This is a genomic window from uncultured Bacteroides sp., assembly GCF_902491285.1.
In the GTDB taxonomy this organism is placed as follows: domain Bacteria; phylum Bacteroidota; class Bacteroidia; order Bacteroidales; family Bacteroidaceae; genus Bacteroides.
In genome coordinates, this window is record NZ_CABUHK010000066.1 from 15,541 (window position 1) to 33,082 (window position 17,542).

A 17,542-nucleotide genomic window follows, 5' to 3' on the forward strand; every position below is an offset into this window, starting at 1 on the left:
CTTTTTCTTTTAACGTTTCCAATTAATTCCTTTTTCCGCTAATCTTCTTTTAAGTTCAAAAGCGAATCGACGCAAACAAGAGCTTTTCTTATTCTTGGCAACCTGTTCGGTTTTATAGTTCATTTGTTTGGCGATATCCACCATTTTCAGTCGTTCCCAATAATAAAGTTTTAATACTTGTCCACAGTCATCTTCCGCTTTTTCAATCAGTTGACTGACTACATCTTGTGCTTCTGTCCACTCTTCCATATAATCATTTTGCTCGAACCACTCGGAAGATAGATTTTCGATAGGCATATATTCAATGTGGTGCTTATTCAGATATTTGCATATTTGATGTTTTCCGATTTCGAATAGATAAGTTTTTAAAGAACTTCCTTTCTCCACATATTTTCCATCTTGAACATTTTGGCACATGCTCATGAAACTTTCCTGATATATATCAGCAACCGTTTCTTCTTCAATAGGATAATTCTTCAAAGCAAATGAGATGAAAGACGGCTTATATAAATTATATAGGTAATCTATCTCCTTGTTATGTTTGAATAGTCCGGTTAGCCAATATATTTTCTTCATTTTTCGCCTTCTATTTTATCGGTATATTTGAAACGGAATATTTTCATCGCTACACTCCATATATATGGTTTGTTTTCTGCTTTTACGGAATCCGGTCAGTTGATTCATTTCCTTTTGTAACGCTTCCATAAATCTTGCAACAGAATTAAAGTTTTCGGAAGAATGGAGTAAGGTATAGAAAGCATATGTCAGCATACCGTAAAACTGCTTTTTTGTTTGGCTATAATATTCGTAATTTATTTCATTTGCCAGACAAGCACTAAAAACAAAAGCGGGAGAAAGATCTTTAACCGGTTTTAGTTTCAGGCTCAATTCCTGATGAATGCCGGGCTTGGGGATATATCCTTCGGGGGCAAAAATTGCGGATGCTCCACGGATATAATCATTTACTCCGTTGTCACGGTTCCCCGTTCCGCTGTGGCAGGCATCCAGTACAACTGTTACCTGTCCTTTGCTGCCTGCTTTTTTTCTTAGTTTGTTTATCCACATACCCAATTCGTCGTCTCGCAGGTGATTCTCTCCTTCATATTTTCCCGGAATATACCAATAACCGGCATCATATAAAACGAGTGATTCGTCTAATCCATCTTCTTCATCTCCGTTATCATCCATCATTTGTTGTCCATGGCAAGAAAAGTGCAAATAAATAAAGTCGCCGTAAGCAGTCTGCTCCCAGCATTGTTGAAAAGCAGCGGTTACAGCTTTCTTGGTAGCTTGTGCGTCTGATAATACTTTAATATTATGGGATTGATATTGATTATTCGATAGCAGTTCAGTCACTAACTTCATGTCATTGCCAGCGTGTATTTTTTCCCAACCACTGATAATCGGATATGTTCCTATACTTATTATCAATGCTCTGTTTGTTTGTGCCAATGCGAAGGCAGATATAGTCAAACAATATAAAAGCAGTCTATATTTCATGTTTTTTTGCAATATCTATGCAAAAATAGACTATTTTTTTTAATTCCTGCCTGTTACCTTTTCCCTTTTTCTTGTATAAAGAGAAAAGAACAAACCTTGTTTTGACGGGGTGCGTAATTAATAGTTGTGACGATGTTCCAAAACAAGGTTCATTGATTTTCGCCAACAACCTTGTGCCGGATAGCGAACAACTGTTATTTAACTTATTTTTGTCCAACATAAGTACATAAAACATGAATGATAAACTAAGTATATCTTATCATACAGCAAAAAGAATTTTATTGGAGCTATTGGAAAACAATGATTTTTCAACAGATGAGGATATTTTGAAGATTTTAGGTTCAGTTATACAAAAAGAGATTAATAATGAAACAAACAATGATAAGGAAGAAATGAGCCGGATTATTATAGACAAGAACGGTCGCATATTTTTGCCTGATTACTCTCCTATGGAAGTGAAAATGCCATATCTACCGAAAACAGTATTCCTTTTTTTCTTAATACATAAAGAAGGTGTTGAATTTAAAAGTATGTACAACTATATGCATGAGTTGTATGAAATATATCAAATTGTAGCGCTGGAGAAAAATACGGAAGCCAGTAAGATAAGGCGCAGTCTTGAAAATTTGGTGGAACCTGTCAATAATAGAATCTACGAGACATGCTCCATTATTCGTCGAAGCCTTTCAATGGTTGTTCCCGAAGTATTGATGGAAATATATTGTATCACGGGAAAACGAGGGGAAAAGCATCAGATTGGAATTGATCGCTTATTAATAAAAGTGGAAAATGAAAAACTGAAGGAGATCTTTGACATGAGCAATGATATATGATGAGCAATAAACTAAATGTTGCACTAAAAAATAATAATAATGAAAACATTGAACGAACTGTCTATTAAGAACAGAATCTGTTTTAAGAAAGCAAGGCTTCTTTTGGGAGTTGCGTGTGGAACCTTATTAATTACTTCTTGTGGTGGAGGAATGATTAAAAAGGAAAAAGGTAATGACTGGGTAACAATGGAGTTGAAAGGTCAGGTAAAAAAAATGGTAGTAAAGAAATCACCTTCTGATATTTCTTTGCTTTATACTTTTAATGAAAAAGGCTACTTTAAAGAGAAGGGACAAATTTCAAGTTGGCCGACCAATAAAACTATAATAACAGAACGGTATGAGTATGATGCTGATGGCAAACTTTCTTGCATTAGTTTCTTTAGCAACATATCCGGTGATTTACAGAGTAAACAGATCTACAAAGATGGGGTACTTGTAGAAGAGCAAAAATATGCTGCCGCTTATCCGGAAAGTAAACTTAGCAGTATAAAATATTATGCTTATGACAAAGATGGTTTACTCACTAAAAGCTGGACAGACCAAAATGAGCAAAATCGTGCGGAGTATGAATGTGATGGGGCAGGAAATATTACAAAACTTATTGGTTATTCAATGGATAAAGTGTACGAAACTTGTAAAACAGGCTATGAATACGATAATCGTGGAAATATAACAAAACATGAGATATATTATCGGGAAAGGAAAGATGATCCGGGAACAAAAGATGGCATGCTTAATTATGTTGAAGAGTATAAATACGATAATGATAGCCGTGTGTTGGAGCGCAATAATATCACTTATCGGTATAATAGCGGAAAAAAAGAAAATGAAATCAGCCAAAAGCAATCTTATACATACAAGTACGACGAACAAGATAATGTTGTAGAAATGTCGTGCCTCACGTATGGATATAGAGATGGAAAAGAGCAGGAACCCGGGGCTCCAGCAATTACGACTTATGTGTATACGTACGATAAACATGGTAACTGGACTTCACGCGAGACAAAATATAAGGAAAGAAAACAAGAAGTAGTGTCTCGTAAGTATAGCTATTACGGAGAAGAAGAGTCTAAGTTTTCTGCAGAAGATATGGTAGGTATATGGGACTACTATGCTGAATCCGACCCACAGAACAAAATTGAAATTGTGTTTAAAAAGGACGGTACTCTAATTGATTATATTGATTTCCATTCAACGGGTACGTATAAAGTAAATGAAGATGGTTCAATCGTTACAATGCAATTCTTCTATAATGATGGTGAAACATCACAAGAATCCAAGCCGTTTGAATATAAGGTTCTTGAACATTCAGAGGAATGTTTTAAAATAACCAACGGTGGTTCCAACCCTGTTGTATTGGTTTATGATAAAAAAGAAAAGAGTGACAACTATACCAGGGAATTTTAAAGACATAAATTAATAATATTAAAAAGAAAAACAATGAAAAAGATTTTATGTAATGCGATGCTGCTATTAGCAGTTTTTCTTACTGTCAGTTGTAGTTCGGACACGAAGCTGCGAGAAAGTTTAAATGAATATGTCAATGTAAGCACACACCAGCTTTTCCCTACCGGGAAATTTGTTTTTGATGAGAATGTCATAGATGCGGGTTTTGGTAAGATTACAATTGAACTATTGGGGCAATTACAGAATGAAGGACTTATAACATATACTGTTTTAGAAAACCAAGGTTCAATCCATGAGGTGGATGTAAAGATGACGGAAGAAGGATTAAAGTATGCAGATAAAACAGATGACAACGTGTATATAGTAACTTTATACACTTGCAAAGTAGGAGAAATTTTAGAAAAGGAATTTATGGAAGAATATGGCAAAGGGAAATGTAGTTATTCTACTGTATATGACAAAGTTACTCCTTTTGGAGAAATTCTAAAAGGTATAAAGCCCGGTGATGTATGTGACAAAAAAATGGAGGAGAGAGTAGAAAAGATTGATGGGGTATGGCAAGCAAAATGGCCGTCTTGGAAAGCTCCTAAAGAGAAAAAGTGAAAAATAAAAAACTGAATGATATGAAGAAAATATTCTTTCTATCTCTGGTAATACTTACTATGATGAAAGTACAAGCGCAAGGTATTTCTCCCATAGGGGTCTATGAAGGGAAAGATAAAGTGTCAGGAATGACTCGCTTGGGATATCTTGAGATTAATCTTGATGAACTTTTAGTACCAGACTTTTCACAACAATTTGTGAAAGGGCAGAATCATAAGTTCATGCTTCTTCCTGATAATTTTCAAAAAAAGCCTTCTACTCATTTCAAAGGGCAAAAGGCTACAGGGTTTGTAAAATTTCAGAATAGAATGTTACTTGTCAATACTGAGATTTGTAAATTAAGTAATCCTTCTGAAGGTGATAACTGTTGGACATTGGATTGGGAAAACGAAATGGGACAAAAAGGAAAATGTACTTTATATGCTCCTACTGATTCTACGTTGTTGTTTATTGGATTAGGTTCATTTAGTAAGTCGATAGGTCCTGACAGTTTACTGTTTGCCCTCAATAAAGAGAGGACTTCGTTAGCTGATAAGCAGCCATATCTCACTCGCAAACCTCGTCCTCAAAAGGAGGAAGAATCCGGTAATTCCTCTAATCCCCTTGAGGCTTCTAATTCTTCCAAGCCATCTTCTCAAATACCCGATAATGTACCTGAAGTATTACGGAAGTATAAACCTTCCGTTCCGCCAACTATAAAAGTTCCGGCAACGAATTCGGGTTATATTAAAGGTATATGGGTAGGAAAACTTGCCGATGGAAGCGTTATTTCCATCAAATTGAATTCTGCTGCTAAAAGTATTAGCTATTATGGACATAAATACTATGGTCTTATTAGAATGGATGGACCGACTTTCATAGAGGAAGGTGTAGTTGCTGTTCAGAAAATAGGAGATGCTATGTATGGACTATACACTCGTTCTTTAAATACAGATGTATCTGATATTCATTATTCCGTTGTAGCTGGTTATCTGAAAAATATACTATTTTTTCCGACTTCGGCAACTTCGGCAAAAAATGTAATGGGACGTCCGGCACCTACTCCGGTATCGATATATTGTATGCCGCCGTTGCCGCATTTTATTCCCATGTGTTCAACAGGAAAAGAAGTGAAAAATTTCCCTTTAGACTTTTATCAGAAGGGACACTATAATAACAGAGAAGGTGAAGGAGTATTATGTTATGGAATGGTATTTACTTCCTTTAATATGGGAAGGCGCACGGATGAAGATATTATTTTGGAAGCTCATCCTGACATATACGGTGTTGATAAGAAAAATATCAGAATAAAATACAAGTGTGGCAGAACGGGGAATGTTTATACGGCAGTTTTGGTATATAATCCTCAAAAAACAGAATATAAGGTTACTCAAGCGAAGATGATAAAATCAGAAAGTGAATGTCCCGACATAAATGACTGTTATTTGCAGAATGGTATCATAGGATGCGTGGGACTTTTACGAGTGGAAATAGAATATAAACGATAATATAAAAATATATAGACATGAAACGTATTAATAAATTCTTGCAGCTACAATTTTGCATGCTGCTGTTGTTACTGACAGTGTTACCGGAATTTAATTTACTCAGTGCACTTTTCGGCTTTAATTTTGATATTCCCAAGTTCTGTTGTAAAGTACTTGGACTTGTTGGGGGAGGTATGGCTTTTTATTATTTCTACAAAGAAGCACAATCAAAATCCCAACAACTCCCTATTCCGTTTTTAGCTACTGCCATAAGCGGTATGGCTCTTATCCTATTGGCTATGATTCCGGGAGTACCTTCATGGTTGGATTATATTTCACTTATAGCTTTGCTTGTTGCAATTTACCTTTGCAAGAACAGCTTAGGTGTAGAATGGAAAAACAGAGGATCGCAAGGAGCTTATTTTATATTGCTGGCAATCTTGTTACATGTATATAATGGTATTGGTGACACTATGATAACAGGCGTAGCAGCTCTAATCGGCTTAATTATCTACTGGATGGGGCTCGGACGAATTAGAACAGCTTTAGATTCTATTGGCGAGCAAGGAGTATCTAAATTGAAAATTGCCGTCATATTGGGATTAGTAGGAGTAGTAATCGGATGGATTCCATTAATTGGTGGTATCATAGGCGGTATCCTTGCTATATTGGCTTTTGTATTTGAATTTATGGGATATGGACTATTAAAAAGCTCAAATGCTATCGGTAACGAAGGACAGATGGGTGCAGGAAAGTTACGTACAAGTATGATTATTCTTTTAATTGCTACTGTTATTGGTTTTATTCCTGGCTTAGGAATGGTCGAAAAAATACTCTCATTAGTCTCTTTATGGTTTGTATTTCAAGGTTGGAACCAGATTTTATTGGGTATGGAAATGAAATCTGGAAGAGCAGAAGTCGAACTTGAAGAGAGTTAAACTATAATATATAAATAAGGTAAATAAACGATGACATCATCCGCCAGGAATCATGTCATCGTTTTATTGTACATGATATTTTAATTCTTTAGAGTTTTAGTTATCAATATCAATCAAGTTGAATTTCAGATCGAACTTTAATTCCACGCGGTTGGAGAGTTTCACTTCATACTCCTTTTTATCGCGCTCTATTTTTAACACTTTAACATCAGGATAATTAGTTGTCACATATTTTTGGATGGCTGCGGGAATGATGGCTGCGGGTACAGAAGTAAATTTGCAATTCACCTCTTCCCAATTTCCCTTCTTGTCAAATTCCACTTTATTACCATTCGTGAAAATCACCTCATAACTTTTATAGAAGAAATCACTTTCCATCTTTGCCAAGGCTACTTTACTGTCAGCGAAATGTTGCTTAATGAACTGTTGTGCCGGTTGTGGCATTTGAGAAACCTGAATTGGTTTGTCGTCATCTGCATACGCTACTGTTTGCAAAGTAAATAAGCACACTAGTAAGAATACTAACTTTTTCATAATTGTTGTTTTTTTAATTGGTTTTACTATTATCATTCAATTTATACTGCAAAGATGAGGGGAGAATCTGAAAAGATTTGGGAATTTTGAGAATTTTCGAAAAAATAATTCGTATGAAAATATAGTGACGCTATGAGGACGGTATGGCGTCACTATATCTATAAGATACCGTCACTATCCCACGAGGATAGCGTCACTATAATTTCGCCATCGAATTAGAAATTTTAGGATTCTTTTAAAACAAGTAATAGACCCATATCTTATTTTTGCAAGCACAAATTTGACAGTATTCATATTAAACAACCATAAGAACTTTTGTATGACTATGAGAACAAATTGTATTTTATTAGTAGCTATTCTATTGGGACTGATTCCCATGAATTACACACGCGCAAATGATTCAATTCCTAAAAGCGTGATTTTGTACACACCTTACACGAAAATTTCCGTATCACCGGGAGCGTCAATTGATTACAGTATTGATCTCATCAACAATACGGATGAATTGACAAATGCAAACCTTTCTGTCAGTGGATTGGGCAGTAGCTGGAAACATGAAATGAAATCCGGCGGATGGAATCTCAGCCAATTATCCGTACTTCCAAAAGAGAAAAAGACTTTTAATCTGAAAGTCGAAGTCCCATTGAAGGTAAATAAAGGTAACTATCACTTTGTAGTGTATGCCGGAAATGCAAAACTTCCCCTGGATGTCATAGTTGCCCAAAAAGGTACTTACCAGACAGAATTTACTACCGACCAGCCTAATATGGAAGGCAATTCCAAGTCAACATTCACATTTAGCACCACTTTAAAGAATCAGACTGCCGACCAACAGCTATATGCCTTGATGGCGAATGCGCCAAGAGGCTGGAATGTCGTTTTTAAACCTAATTACAAGCAAGCTACCTCCGCACAGGTGGAACCTAATAGTAGCCAGAATGTAAGTGTAGATATCACTCCGCCTGCCAATGTGGAAGCCGGAAGCTATAAAATACCAGTGCGTGCCGCTACGGGAACTACTTCGGCTGAACTGGAACTGGAAGTTGTTGTCACCGGTTCTTATCAGATGGAATTAACCACTTCGAGAGGATTATTGAGTGCCGATGTTACTGCCGGAGATGTAAAACGGATAGAGTTGGAAGTAAAAAACACTGGTTCTTCGTTGCTGAAAGATGTTCAGTTATCTGCCAATAAGCCGGCAGATTGGGAAGTTACTTTCGAGCCTGCCAAGATTGACGCGTTGAAAGCGGGTGAGACATCAACAGTCACCGCTACATTAAAAGCCTCTAAAAAGGCGCTTCCAGGTGACTATGTGACGACCATGATGGCAAAAACTCCTGAAGTAAACGCTGACGCGCAGTTCAGAATCGCAGTAAAAACTCCGATGATATGGGGCTGGGTAGGCGTTTTGATTATTGCCGCCGCTATCGGTGTGGTTTACTATCTGTTCCGTAAATATGGAAGGAGGTAAAACATGGGCGAACAAGTGATCGTACTTACCGATTTGACGAAACAATACGGTAATTTTACTGCTGTAGATCATATTCGCCTGGATATCCAAAAAGGAGAAATCTTCGGATTGCTGGGTCCTAATGGAGCCGGGAAGTCGACTACCATTTTAATGATGCTGGGATTGACAGAGCCGACATCGGGTTCTGTAGAAATCTGTGGTATTAATTCGACCACACATCCTATTGAAGTAAAAAGGAAAATCGGCTATTTGCCCGAAGATGTAGGATTCTATGATGATATGACGGGGTTGGAGAATCTGATATACACGGCACGATTAAATGGTATTCCTGATAAGGAAGCGAAAGAGAAAGCTCTGGAGTTGATGAAGCGTATAGGACTTGAAGAGCAACTGAAAAAGAAAGCAGGAAAGTATTCGCGTGGTATGAGGCAACGGCTGGGATTGGCGGATGTGCTTATCAAGAATCCGGAAATTATTATTTTGGATGAGCCGACTTCGGGTATTGACCCTGCTGGTGTTCAGGAATTTATCGAACTGATCCGTTGGTTAAGCAAGGAGAAAGGATTGACTGTTCTCTTTTCTTCCCATCATTTGGACCAGGTGCAGAAAGTATGCGACCGCGTGGGTTTATTCAGTAGGGGGAAACTACTCTCGCTGATTGATATGGCAGAACTGAAAGATAAGAAACAGGAATTGTCTGACATCTATAATCATTATTTTGAGAAAGGGGGTGAACGACATGAATAAGACCAATCATCCTTTCTGGGTTATCGTCAATAAGGAAATATCCGACCACATCAAGAGTTGGCGCTTTATTATTTTGATTGGTATCATCGCGCTGACTTGTATGGGGTCGCTATATACTGCCCTGACTAATATCGGTGCGGCAATCAAACCGAATGACCCGGACGGTTCGTTCCTTTTTTTGAAATTGTTTACGGCTTCGGACGGGACTCTCCCCTCTTTTGTACTGTTTATCAACTTCCTCGGGCCTTTGTTGGGTATTGCTTTAGGATTTGACGCTGTCAACTCAGAGCAAAATAAGGGAACATTGAGCCGTATGCTGTCCCAGCCTATTCATCGCGACTGCATTATTAATGCGAAGTTTATGGCTGCTTTGATAGTGATAGGTGTCATGTTGTTCGTACTTGGTTTCCTAGTGATGGGATTCGGTCTGATTGCTATTGGTATTCCTCCTACGGCGGAAGAGTTTTGGCGGATTGTATTCTTCATTATAACGAGTATTTTCTATGTAGCCTTTTGGCTGAATCTGGCAATCTTGTTCTCGTTGCGTTTCCGTCAGGCAGCTACATCGGCATTGTCGTCCGTAGCAGTATGGCTGTTTTTCAGCGTATTCTACACAATGATTGTGAATCTGGTAGCAAAGGGATTGAGCCCTTCACAGATGGCATCGCCCCATCAGATTATCAGTTACCAAAAATTCATTCTCGGATTAATGCGTCTGGCACCCAGTGAATTGTTTAATGAGGCCACTACAACGCTGTTAATGCCTTCCGTCAGAAGTCTTGGACCACTTACAATGGAGCAGGTACAGGGAGCGATTCCGAGCCCACTTCCATTAGGGCAAAGCCTTTTGGTAGTATGGCCGCAACTTACGGGGTTAATTGCGGCAACCGTCATCTGTTTTGCTATCTCTTATATCATGTTTATGAGGAGAGAAATTCGATCCCGATAGAAACTTACACCACAGAGGACACGGAAGATATAGGGAAATAGTTTAAGCATTCGACAACAGAAATGCTCATTCTTATTCTTCCTTTCGTGTACTCTGTGTCCTCTGTGGTAAAGAAATTTCAAAACAATGTTCACCCTGCTCGAAATAATAACCTATATTCAGATGTTGCAATCGGCAGATTGAATCAGCTATTGCCAGTCCCAGTCCGGTCGATCCTTCTTTTTTATTGCCTTGATAGAAACGCTCGAAAATATGTTCCTTATCCAAGGAGTATCCTACGCCGGTATTCCGGAAGGTGATACCGTTTTGAGTGATAATGATACGGATATGTCCTTTGTCAATATTATGAACAAATGCATTTTTCAGAAGATTCGTCAATAGGGCGACAGCCAAAGACTCATTCATTGTGACATGAAAAGTATCTTGTTCTATAACCTTTACCTCTATATTGCGATAATCATAAACCTCTCTGTAATCTTCCAAATATTGCTTGAGAAGCATATTCAAATCCAAAGATTTCGTATCGGTAAACTGCCCGTTGTCTATTTTGGTGAGTAATAATAAAGACTTATTCAGTTTGGTAATATACTCCAATGTCTGATGCGTTTTCATCAATTCCTCAAGTTGGTTTTCTGATAATGAATCGTCTTCCATTAACATTTCCAACCGATTACGGCAGATAGCCAGCGGTGTTTGTATCTCATGCGAGGCGTTTCCGATAAATTGTTTCTGTTGTTCGAATATTTGCTCCATGCGTCCGGTATATCGGGTAGCTGCATCGTTCAGTTTCCTGAATTCCGTGATTCGGGTGTTATTCTTCAATGGTTCGTTTTTCTTTCCCGTCTGATAACTGTCCATCCAATGAAGGAGTATGTACAATGGACGCATATTCCGGTAGAATACCCATACAGATATAGTGATGATACAGAGTAACAAGGCTAGGTACAAGAAGATAACCCATACTTGGATAGCGTCTCTCAAATCGTCCTTTTCGATGCTGGGAGTAGATACCGTTAACTCATAATAGCGTCCTTCGTCATTCTTAAAGATGGTCGTCAGGATACGTGCAGGTTCTGTTTCTCCCTTTTCTACGATATAGACCATAGAGTCCCTATACTGGATATCATCATGATTTTCCGCATATTCTTTACTTACTTCGGTCAGATAGTACTGATTATTTGAACCATTGTTTTCGGAAGGCAACTCCTCTCCTGCCAATGCCCGGATGATGATTGTCTCCGAGTAGTCTTCGAGCGAATCATCTACTTCATCATTAACCTCATCAATCATCGTGACATAAAAGAATACCGCCCAGACTGTCAGAATAAGTGTTAGAGCTAACGTGATGCGAAGAATGATGTAATATATCAGTTTCATGAACGATAGCCTCTTTTTATTCAATAATCAATTTATATCCGAATCCATAGACGGCTTTTATTTCAAGGCTTGCGCCTGAATCTTTTAACTTTTTGCGTAGATTCTTGATCTGGGCATATATGAAGTCGAAGTTATCTACTTGATCAATATGATCCCCCCACACAGATTCTGCCAATGTGTTTTTATTAACCAGGCGCCCGGGACGGTTTATGAAATATAGCAAGATATCATATTCCTTTCTATTCAATTCCAATTCCCTGTCATTGACAAAAACACGGTATTTATCCGGTTCTATCCGTACATTTCCCTGGCGGATATCAATTTCTCCATCATGTTGGTTACGGCGGATTACACTTTTTATCCGGGCGTTTAGTTCGGCAAGATGAAAAGGTTTCGGCAGATAATCATCCGCACCCAATTCTAATCCCAGAACTTTGTCTTCCAAAGAGTCTTTGGCAGAAATGATAATCACGTTCTCCCGTTTATGCAAGGCTTTCAGCCGTTCGAGAAGATCAAGCCCGCTTCCGTCCGGTAACATAATATCCAGTAAGATACAATCATAGTTATAATCTTCAACCTTGCGCAAAGCTGAGTGGAAGTCACTTGCTGTCTCTACGACATAACGTTCTTTCTCCAGTGAACGCTGGATAAGTTCTCTTAAAGAGGGTTCGTCTTCTACAATTAATATCTTCATAAAATCTTCTCCTTTCTTTTTACATGATACAAAGAAAAGGGATATTTCTGAAAAAAAACTGAAATGGATGAAAAAAGAGTCCGAAATTTATGATTGAATTTCGGACTCTCTTATGAGAAATCATTATCTTATATCGAATGATAGACTTTTCTTTCAGCAATTTAATCGCTGCAGATTTTAATATGAACGTGCAAATATCACACGGCAAGCAGACGGTTTACCTGTAACCATACATTTGCCCGGTTCTTTGTCGCCCGGAACAAATGAGTCGAACGGGATACAACGGATAGTAGCTTTTGTCTCTTCTTTAATCTTTTCTTCCGTTTCAGTAGTTCCGTCCCAGTGAGCAAGAATAAAGCCACCTTCTTCGATTTTTTCTTTAAATTCATCGTAGGTATCTACTGCCGTAATCTTAGAGTTGCGATAGTCTAGTGCCTTCTTGTAGATATTTGCCTGCATTTCTTCAAGCAGGTTCTGAACATATGTCTCGATACCGTCGCAAGTAATCGTTTCTTTTTCCAGTGTATCGCGGCGCATTACTTCCATAGTGTTATTTTCGAGGTCACGTCCACCCATTACCAAACGAACAGGTACACCCTTCAACTCATAATCTGCAAATTTGAAACCCGGGCGTTTGTTATCTGCATTGTCATATTTCACTGAAATACCCAATGCTTTTAACTTGGCAACAATCCCTTCTACTTTGGCGTCGATTTGTTTCAGTTGTTCATCGTTCTTGTAGATAGGAACGATAACTACCTGAATCGGAGCCAAATGTGGCGGCAGTACCAAACCGTTATCGTCAGAGTGAGTCATAATCAATGCGCCCATCAAACGAGTGGAAACACCCCATGAAGTAGCCCAAACATACTCCAACTTGTTTTCTTTATTAACAAACTGAACATCGAAAGCTTTTGCAAAGTTCTGTCCCAAGAAGTGGGAAGTACCGCTTTGCAATGCTTTTCCATCCTGCATCATAGCTTCGATGGTGTAAGTGTCAAGTGCGCCGGCAAAACGTTCATTAGCAGATTTGACACCTTTCACTACGGGAATAGCCATGTATTTTTCTGCGAAATCAGCATATACATTCAACATTCTGACAGTTTCTTCTTCAGCTTCTTCGCGAGTAGCATGGGCGGTATGTCCTTCCTGCCACAAGAACTCAGCGGTACGCAAGAACAAACGGGTACGCATTTCCCAACGGAAAACGTTTGCCCATTGGTTACAAAGGATGGGCAGGTCACGATAGGACTGAATCCAGTTTTTGTATGTATTCCAGATAATTGTCTCTGAGGTCGGACGAATAATCAATTCCTCTTCCAATTTAGCAGAAGGGTCTACTACTACGCCCGAACCGTCTTCTGCATTTTTCAAACGATAATGTGTCACTACGGCACATTCTTTAGCAAAGCCTTCCACATGTTCAGCTTCACGGCTCAGGAATGATTTTGGGATTAATAACGGAAAATATGCATTTACGTGTCCTGTCTCTTTAAACATATCGTCCAGTTGACGCTGCATTTTCTCCCAAATTGCGTATCCGTAAGGCTTAATCACCATACATCCGCGTACGGCAGACTGTTCTGCCAAATCAGCTTTTACCACCAAATCGTTATACCATTGCGAGTAGTTCTCGCTGCGTTTGGTAAGGTCTTTCAGTTCTTTTGCCATTATATTTTTATTTAAAGTTTTCGTAAATGTCAAAACAGGGTGCAAAAATACGAAAAATGCACGAACTGCCCTATTCTTCATGCATTATTTTCGCAGGTCGTTTCATTTGTTGTTTACTGTCTTTTAAATAAATCTCATTAAAAGGTAGTATTTTTATTAAGTGCTATCTCTGTCATTATGAATTAGACTTCATAAGTATATAAAGACTAACCTGTCGGGAAGCTGTTTTAACATTCTCGCTTAGAATAATACGTATTGTCAAAGCAGCCATGCGAACAGAAGCAACATTTTTGTTTTCATATCTGATATTTTTTAGTTATTTCTTTGATGTAAAGGTAAATTTCTATGCTATCCAATTTCAACTTATAGGGATTGCAGTTGGCTTTTTTTATGCCTTTGAACATGGAGCATTAGCGTCCCACCTGTCGTTGCTGTTCGGCGTTGTAGCGGTCGCCCACAACGGGAATGGTAGCTATGGCCGTTTCGAGTTCGCGCCACTCTTCGGGTGAAACGTTGAAATCGAATGTGCGGAGATTTTCTTCCAAATGCGACAGCTTGGTAGTACCGGGAATGGGAACTATCCATGGGGCTTTCTGCAACAACCAGCCGAGTGCTACTTGTGTAGAGGTCATGCCGCGTGTACGTCCGAACTGTTGCAGCACGTTCACGATGCGCATATTGGCTCGTATCGCTTCCGGTTGGAAACGAGGCAAAGTCTGGCGGTTGTCATTCGTCGGGTCGAAAACCGTGTACTCGTTGATACAACCGCTCAAAAATCCCCGGTTGATCGGACTGTAAGGAACGAAACCGATACCCAGCTCGCGGCAGACATCCAGCACACCGTTCGTCTCCACATCGCGGTGCATCAGGTGATATTCACTCTGTATGGCCGTCAACGGGCATACAGAGTGTGCTCGGCGGATGGTATCGACACTGACCTCGCACATGCCCCAGTGTTGCACTTTGCCCTCTTTCATTAGGTCGGTGATAGTTTGTGCAACCTCCTCGGCAGGCACATTCGGGTCGGCACGATGCTGGTAGAACATCGGTAACGTTTCAAGGCGCAGGCGACGGAGCGAATCCTCGCAATACTTGCGAATCGTAGCAGAGCGGCTGTCTTGACGTCCGGTGCCCTTGCCGTTGATTACTTCGTGTCCGAATTTGGTCGTCACGTTAATTTTGCCTTTGAACTCGGCGAGAGCTTCGCCTGCCAGATTTTCGTTGGTCAGCGGCCCGTAGATAATGGCCGTATCGAAAAGCGTTACGCCGCGTTCTACAGCCTCATGCAGCAGGCGGATACATTGTTTCTTGTCCGGATGCTGGCTGCGGTTGTAAGTCATGCCCATTACGCCAAAGCCGAGGGCGGACACTTCAAAGGCTGCTTTGCCCGTGCCGAGCGTGTGGTATGGTATGCCGCCTTTTTTCATGAACAATGTGCTTTTTTCGTTGAGTGCTACATTAGCGGCTTTTACCTTGTCTATTGTGGGCTGAATGGCCAGTGCCGCTCCTGCTGCGACCGCAGTTTTAAAAAAAACGCGACGGCTGATTCCTTTTTTTTCTTCCATAGTTTATTTATTTTCGATTGTTTTAACGATTCTCGCTGGATTGCCCGCTACGATGGTCATAGCAGGAACATCTTTCGTCACCACGCTGCTGGCGCCGACAATAGCTCCATAACCGATCCTCACACCTGGCAATATTGTGGAATTGATACCGATCCACACTTTGTCCTCAATGACGATAGGACGTCCGTAAGTGGCACTCCGGTTGTCGGGATTTACGTCATGATTAATAGTTATCAGGTTTACTTTCGGCCCGATGAATACATCGTTACCGATAGTAATACCACCGCGTCCGAAGAACGTACAACACTGCTGGATGAAGCATCTCTTGCCAATGGTCACGGGCTTGCCGTAGTCGATGTAGAGCGGCGGCAATACGGTGGAACTTTTATCGAGCGGTTTATCGAGAATGCGCCCCATGTACTCGTGTACTTCTTCGGGTGTGCGGTAACCTGTGTTCATCTCCGTTGCCGTCTTCATTGTAGCGAAGATGTCAGCAATCAGTTCTTCGTAGCCTGCATCATTAGGCGACACCATTTCGCCGTTCAAATCCTTTGCAAAAATATCATTGGGCGTTGCCTTTTGATTTTCGCACTCAGTTGAGAAACCCCGTTTTCTCTCTACTCGCTTATTCGAATCATTCATAACTTTTTTTGTTTTTAATATTCTGATGCAAAGGTAAAAAGAAAGCCTCGCAACCATTTTGCTGCGAGGCTCATATAACTTTGTCGTGAAGTTCATTCTGATTTTCTTTTGGCTCAAATCATGCTGGGGGCATAACCGTATGTCTCCTTATAAATTTTCGAGAAGTGGGAAAGATTCTTGAATCCGACATCGAAACAGGCTTCCGTTACCCGCTTCTTACCAAACTTTATCAACTCGTGTGCAACTTCTAACCGGCGTTTGATGATCCATTTCTGCGGCGTCAAGTCGCTTACTTTGGCGAAATCGCGCTTGAATGTCGCCAGACTGCGTCCCGTATAACTTGCGATTTCCTCCATTGACAGGTCGTACATGTAATTATCGTTCAGATAGTCGATGATATCTATTTTCCACGGATCGACGAAATCGAACAGCGAGGCATAAAGATTCTTGTCCGTATTAAGTAACACATAAGCTCCCTCGATCATTTTGAGCTTCAATACGTTATCGGATGGTTTCACACCCGCATCGAAATAGGGGATGACCGACTCAAACAAGCTGCGGATGTCAAGACGGTTATTCGGTAATACACGCAGGCTCACTTTTTCACGTTTCGATTCTACAGGAATTTCTTTCCGGTCGAGCGTCTGGTAGAACTCCCGCAGAAATGGTTTCGTAAATTTCAACACGATGGAACGATAGGGATTATCCGCATCGGCATGTTTTTGTAACCACATCCGGTTGTCCCGTCGCATGAATGCGCACTCACCCGCATGCAAAATCGTTTTTTTACCGCGTTCCTCGATTTTAAGCTCTCCTGAACATAAATAGATAAGCGTGTGCTCCCGGTTCTCATGAGCGCAGCCTCGGTCATCGGTGAAAAAACTTGCTATGAGGACATTCGAGCAGTCGAATACATTCAGTTGTTCCATATAATCAACTTCTATTTTTTGCAAAAATAGAGATTTATTTTGTGTTGTAGTTTGTTGTAAAGCTCATTTTTGGGATTTTTTTTGTTGAATTCTTGGTTGAACTTTAATCAGTTCAACCGGCTCAGTTGTAATTCTTGGGGGATTAAGTTTTGTTAATTCCGTTCATGCATATACCTTTGCTAGCCTAAAAAGGAAGAAGCTCATATCCACTACTCC

At 39.8% G+C, this 17,542-nt stretch carries 17 protein-coding genes; 8 read left to right on the top strand and 9 right to left on the bottom strand.

Annotated features, from left to right (window positions below; all coding sequences use genetic code 11):
- Positions 1-9 precede the first annotated feature (9 nt).
- Together RDN93_RS15905 and RDN93_RS15910 are read right to left on the bottom strand one after the other, a co-directional pair.
- Positions 10-576: a sigma-70 family RNA polymerase sigma factor gene (locus RDN93_RS15905; RefSeq protein ID WP_308746424.1), complete on the bottom strand. Its 567-nt coding sequence runs from the start codon at positions 574-576 to the stop codon at positions 10-12.
- A gap of 15 nt (positions 577-591) precedes the next feature.
- The gene (locus RDN93_RS15910; RefSeq protein WP_308746425.1) at positions 592-1,500 is read right to left on the bottom strand and encodes a caspase family protein; all 909 of its coding nucleotides are present in this window, start codon (positions 1,498-1,500) and stop codon (positions 592-594) included.
- A 233-nt stretch (positions 1,501-1,733) separates the two neighbouring features.
- On the opposite strand from RDN93_RS15910, the gene RDN93_RS15915 reads away from it, so the two are divergent.
- From RDN93_RS15915 to RDN93_RS15935, 5 genes are read left to right on the top strand one after another with little or no spacing between them, the layout of a single operon-like run.
- Positions 1,734-2,333: a hypothetical protein gene (locus tag RDN93_RS15915; protein ID WP_308746426.1), complete on the top strand. Its 600-nt coding sequence runs from the start codon at positions 1,734-1,736 to the stop codon at positions 2,331-2,333.
- Positions 2,334-2,372: 39 nt separating this feature from the next.
- Positions 2,373-3,740, top strand: a complete 1,368-nt coding sequence (locus RDN93_RS15920; RefSeq protein ID WP_308746427.1) for a hypothetical protein — start codon at positions 2,373-2,375, stop codon at positions 3,738-3,740.
- A 33-nt stretch (positions 3,741-3,773) separates the two neighbouring features.
- The gene (locus tag RDN93_RS15925; protein WP_308746428.1) at positions 3,774-4,343 is read left to right on the top strand and encodes a hypothetical protein; all 570 of its coding nucleotides are present in this window, start codon (positions 3,774-3,776) and stop codon (positions 4,341-4,343) included.
- Between the two features lie 20 nt (positions 4,344-4,363).
- On the top strand, positions 4,364-5,830 hold the full coding sequence (locus RDN93_RS15930; protein WP_308746429.1) for a hypothetical protein: 1,467 nt from the start codon (positions 4,364-4,366) through the stop codon (positions 5,828-5,830).
- Between the two features lie 17 nt (positions 5,831-5,847).
- Positions 5,848-6,747, top strand: a complete 900-nt coding sequence (locus RDN93_RS15935) for a hypothetical protein (protein WP_308746430.1) — start codon at positions 5,848-5,850, stop codon at positions 6,745-6,747.
- Between the two features lie 96 nt (positions 6,748-6,843).
- Here RDN93_RS15935 and RDN93_RS15940 read toward each other — a convergent pair whose 3' ends face one another.
- Positions 6,844-7,281, bottom strand: a complete 438-nt coding sequence (locus RDN93_RS15940) for a PepSY-like domain-containing protein (RefSeq protein WP_308746431.1) — start codon at positions 7,279-7,281, stop codon at positions 6,844-6,846.
- Positions 7,282-7,600: 319 nt separating this feature from the next.
- Here RDN93_RS15940 and RDN93_RS15945 point away from each other — a divergent pair, with 319 nt between their 5' ends.
- The 3 genes from RDN93_RS15945 to RDN93_RS15955 are packed head-to-tail and all read left to right on the top strand — an operon-like array spanning position 7,601 to position 10,448.
- A complete protein-coding gene (locus tag RDN93_RS15945) occupies positions 7,601-8,752 on the top strand; it encodes an NEW3 domain-containing protein (protein WP_308746432.1) in 1,152 nt (383 codons plus the stop codon).
- A gap of 3 nt (positions 8,753-8,755) precedes the next feature.
- Positions 8,756-9,499 carry an ABC transporter ATP-binding protein gene (locus RDN93_RS15950; protein ID WP_308746433.1) on the top strand — a complete coding sequence of 248 codons (744 nt, stop codon included), beginning with the start codon at positions 8,756-8,758 and terminating at the stop codon, positions 9,497-9,499.
- Positions 9,492-10,448, top strand: a complete 957-nt coding sequence (locus tag RDN93_RS15955) for an ABC transporter permease (RefSeq protein WP_308746434.1) — start codon at positions 9,492-9,494, stop codon at positions 10,446-10,448. The genes RDN93_RS15950 and RDN93_RS15955 overlap by 8 nt, the downstream gene beginning before the upstream one ends.
- A 72-nt stretch (positions 10,449-10,520) precedes the next feature.
- Here RDN93_RS15955 and RDN93_RS15960 read toward each other — a convergent pair whose 3' ends face one another.
- The 6 genes from RDN93_RS15960 to RDN93_RS15985 all read right to left on the bottom strand — a co-directional run bounded on the left by RDN93_RS15960 (position 10,521) and on the right by RDN93_RS15985 (position 17,326).
- Positions 10,521-11,825, bottom strand: a complete 1,305-nt coding sequence (locus tag RDN93_RS15960; protein ID WP_308746435.1) for a HAMP domain-containing sensor histidine kinase — start codon at positions 11,823-11,825, stop codon at positions 10,521-10,523.
- Between the two features lie 16 nt (positions 11,826-11,841).
- Positions 11,842-12,519, bottom strand: coding sequence for a response regulator transcription factor (locus tag RDN93_RS15965; RefSeq protein ID WP_308746436.1), 678 nt, complete (start codon positions 12,517-12,519; stop codon positions 11,842-11,844).
- 177 nt (positions 12,520-12,696) lie between these two features.
- The gene (proS, locus tag RDN93_RS15970; protein WP_308746437.1) at positions 12,697-14,190 is read right to left on the bottom strand and encodes a proline--tRNA ligase; all 1,494 of its coding nucleotides are present in this window, start codon (positions 14,188-14,190) and stop codon (positions 12,697-12,699) included.
- A 410-nt stretch (positions 14,191-14,600) separates the two neighbouring features.
- A complete protein-coding gene (locus RDN93_RS15975) occupies positions 14,601-15,755 on the bottom strand; it encodes an aldo/keto reductase (protein WP_308746438.1) in 1,155 nt (384 codons plus the stop codon).
- 3 nt (positions 15,756-15,758) lie between these two features.
- Positions 15,759-16,289, bottom strand: a complete 531-nt coding sequence (locus RDN93_RS15980; RefSeq protein ID WP_308746441.1) for a DapH/DapD/GlmU-related protein — start codon at positions 16,287-16,289, stop codon at positions 15,759-15,761.
- 221 nt (positions 16,290-16,510) lie between these two features.
- Positions 16,511-17,326, bottom strand: a complete 816-nt coding sequence (locus tag RDN93_RS15985) for an AraC family transcriptional regulator (protein WP_308746439.1) — start codon at positions 17,324-17,326, stop codon at positions 16,511-16,513.
- Positions 17,327-17,542: the final 216 nt, after the last annotated feature.

Bases quoted from the DNA above. Each gene is read 5' to 3' on its own strand.
- RDN93_RS15910 (WP_308746425.1), bottom strand. From the start codon at position 1,500: ATGAAATATAGACTGCTTTTATATTGTTTGACTATATCTGCCTTCGCA.
- RDN93_RS15950 (WP_308746433.1), top strand. From the start codon at position 8,756: ATGGGCGAACAAGTGATCGTACTTACCGATTTGACGAAACAATACGGT.
- RDN93_RS15920 (WP_308746427.1), top strand. From the start codon at position 2,373: ATGAAAACATTGAACGAACTGTCTATTAAGAACAGAATCTGTTTTAAG.
- RDN93_RS15980 (WP_308746441.1), bottom strand. From the start codon at position 16,289: ATGGTGTCGCCTAATGATGCAGGCTACGAAGAACTGATTGCTGACATC.
- RDN93_RS15955 (WP_308746434.1), top strand. From the start codon at position 9,492: ATGAATAAGACCAATCATCCTTTCTGGGTTATCGTCAATAAGGAAATA.
- proS (WP_308746437.1), bottom strand. From the start codon at position 14,190: ATGGCAAAAGAACTGAAAGACCTTACCAAACGCAGCGAGAACTACTCG.
- RDN93_RS15930 (WP_308746429.1), top strand. From the start codon at position 4,364: ATGAAGAAAATATTCTTTCTATCTCTGGTAATACTTACTATGATGAAA.
- RDN93_RS15935 (WP_308746430.1), top strand. From the start codon at position 5,848: ATGAAACGTATTAATAAATTCTTGCAGCTACAATTTTGCATGCTGCTG.
- RDN93_RS15985 (WP_308746439.1), bottom strand. From the start codon at position 17,326: ATGGAACAACTGAATGTATTCGACTGCTCGAATGTCCTCATAGCAAGT.
- RDN93_RS15945 (WP_308746432.1), top strand. From the start codon at position 7,601: ATGACTATGAGAACAAATTGTATTTTATTAGTAGCTATTCTATTGGGA.
- RDN93_RS15975 (WP_308746438.1), bottom strand. From the start codon at position 15,755: ATGGAAGAAAAAAAAGGAATCAGCCGTCGCGTTTTTTTTAAAACTGCG.
- RDN93_RS15915 (WP_308746426.1), top strand. From the start codon at position 1,734: ATGAATGATAAACTAAGTATATCTTATCATACAGCAAAAAGAATTTTA.
- RDN93_RS15940 (WP_308746431.1), bottom strand. From the start codon at position 7,281: ATGAAAAAGTTAGTATTCTTACTAGTGTGCTTATTTACTTTGCAAACA.
- RDN93_RS15960 (WP_308746435.1), bottom strand. From the start codon at position 11,825: ATGAAACTGATATATTACATCATTCTTCGCATCACGTTAGCTCTAACA.
- RDN93_RS15905 (WP_308746424.1), bottom strand. From the start codon at position 576: ATGAAGAAAATATATTGGCTAACCGGACTATTCAAACATAACAAGGAG.
- RDN93_RS15925 (WP_308746428.1), top strand. From the start codon at position 3,774: ATGAAAAAGATTTTATGTAATGCGATGCTGCTATTAGCAGTTTTTCTT.
- RDN93_RS15965 (WP_308746436.1), bottom strand. From the start codon at position 12,519: ATGAAGATATTAATTGTAGAAGACGAACCCTCTTTAAGAGAACTTATC.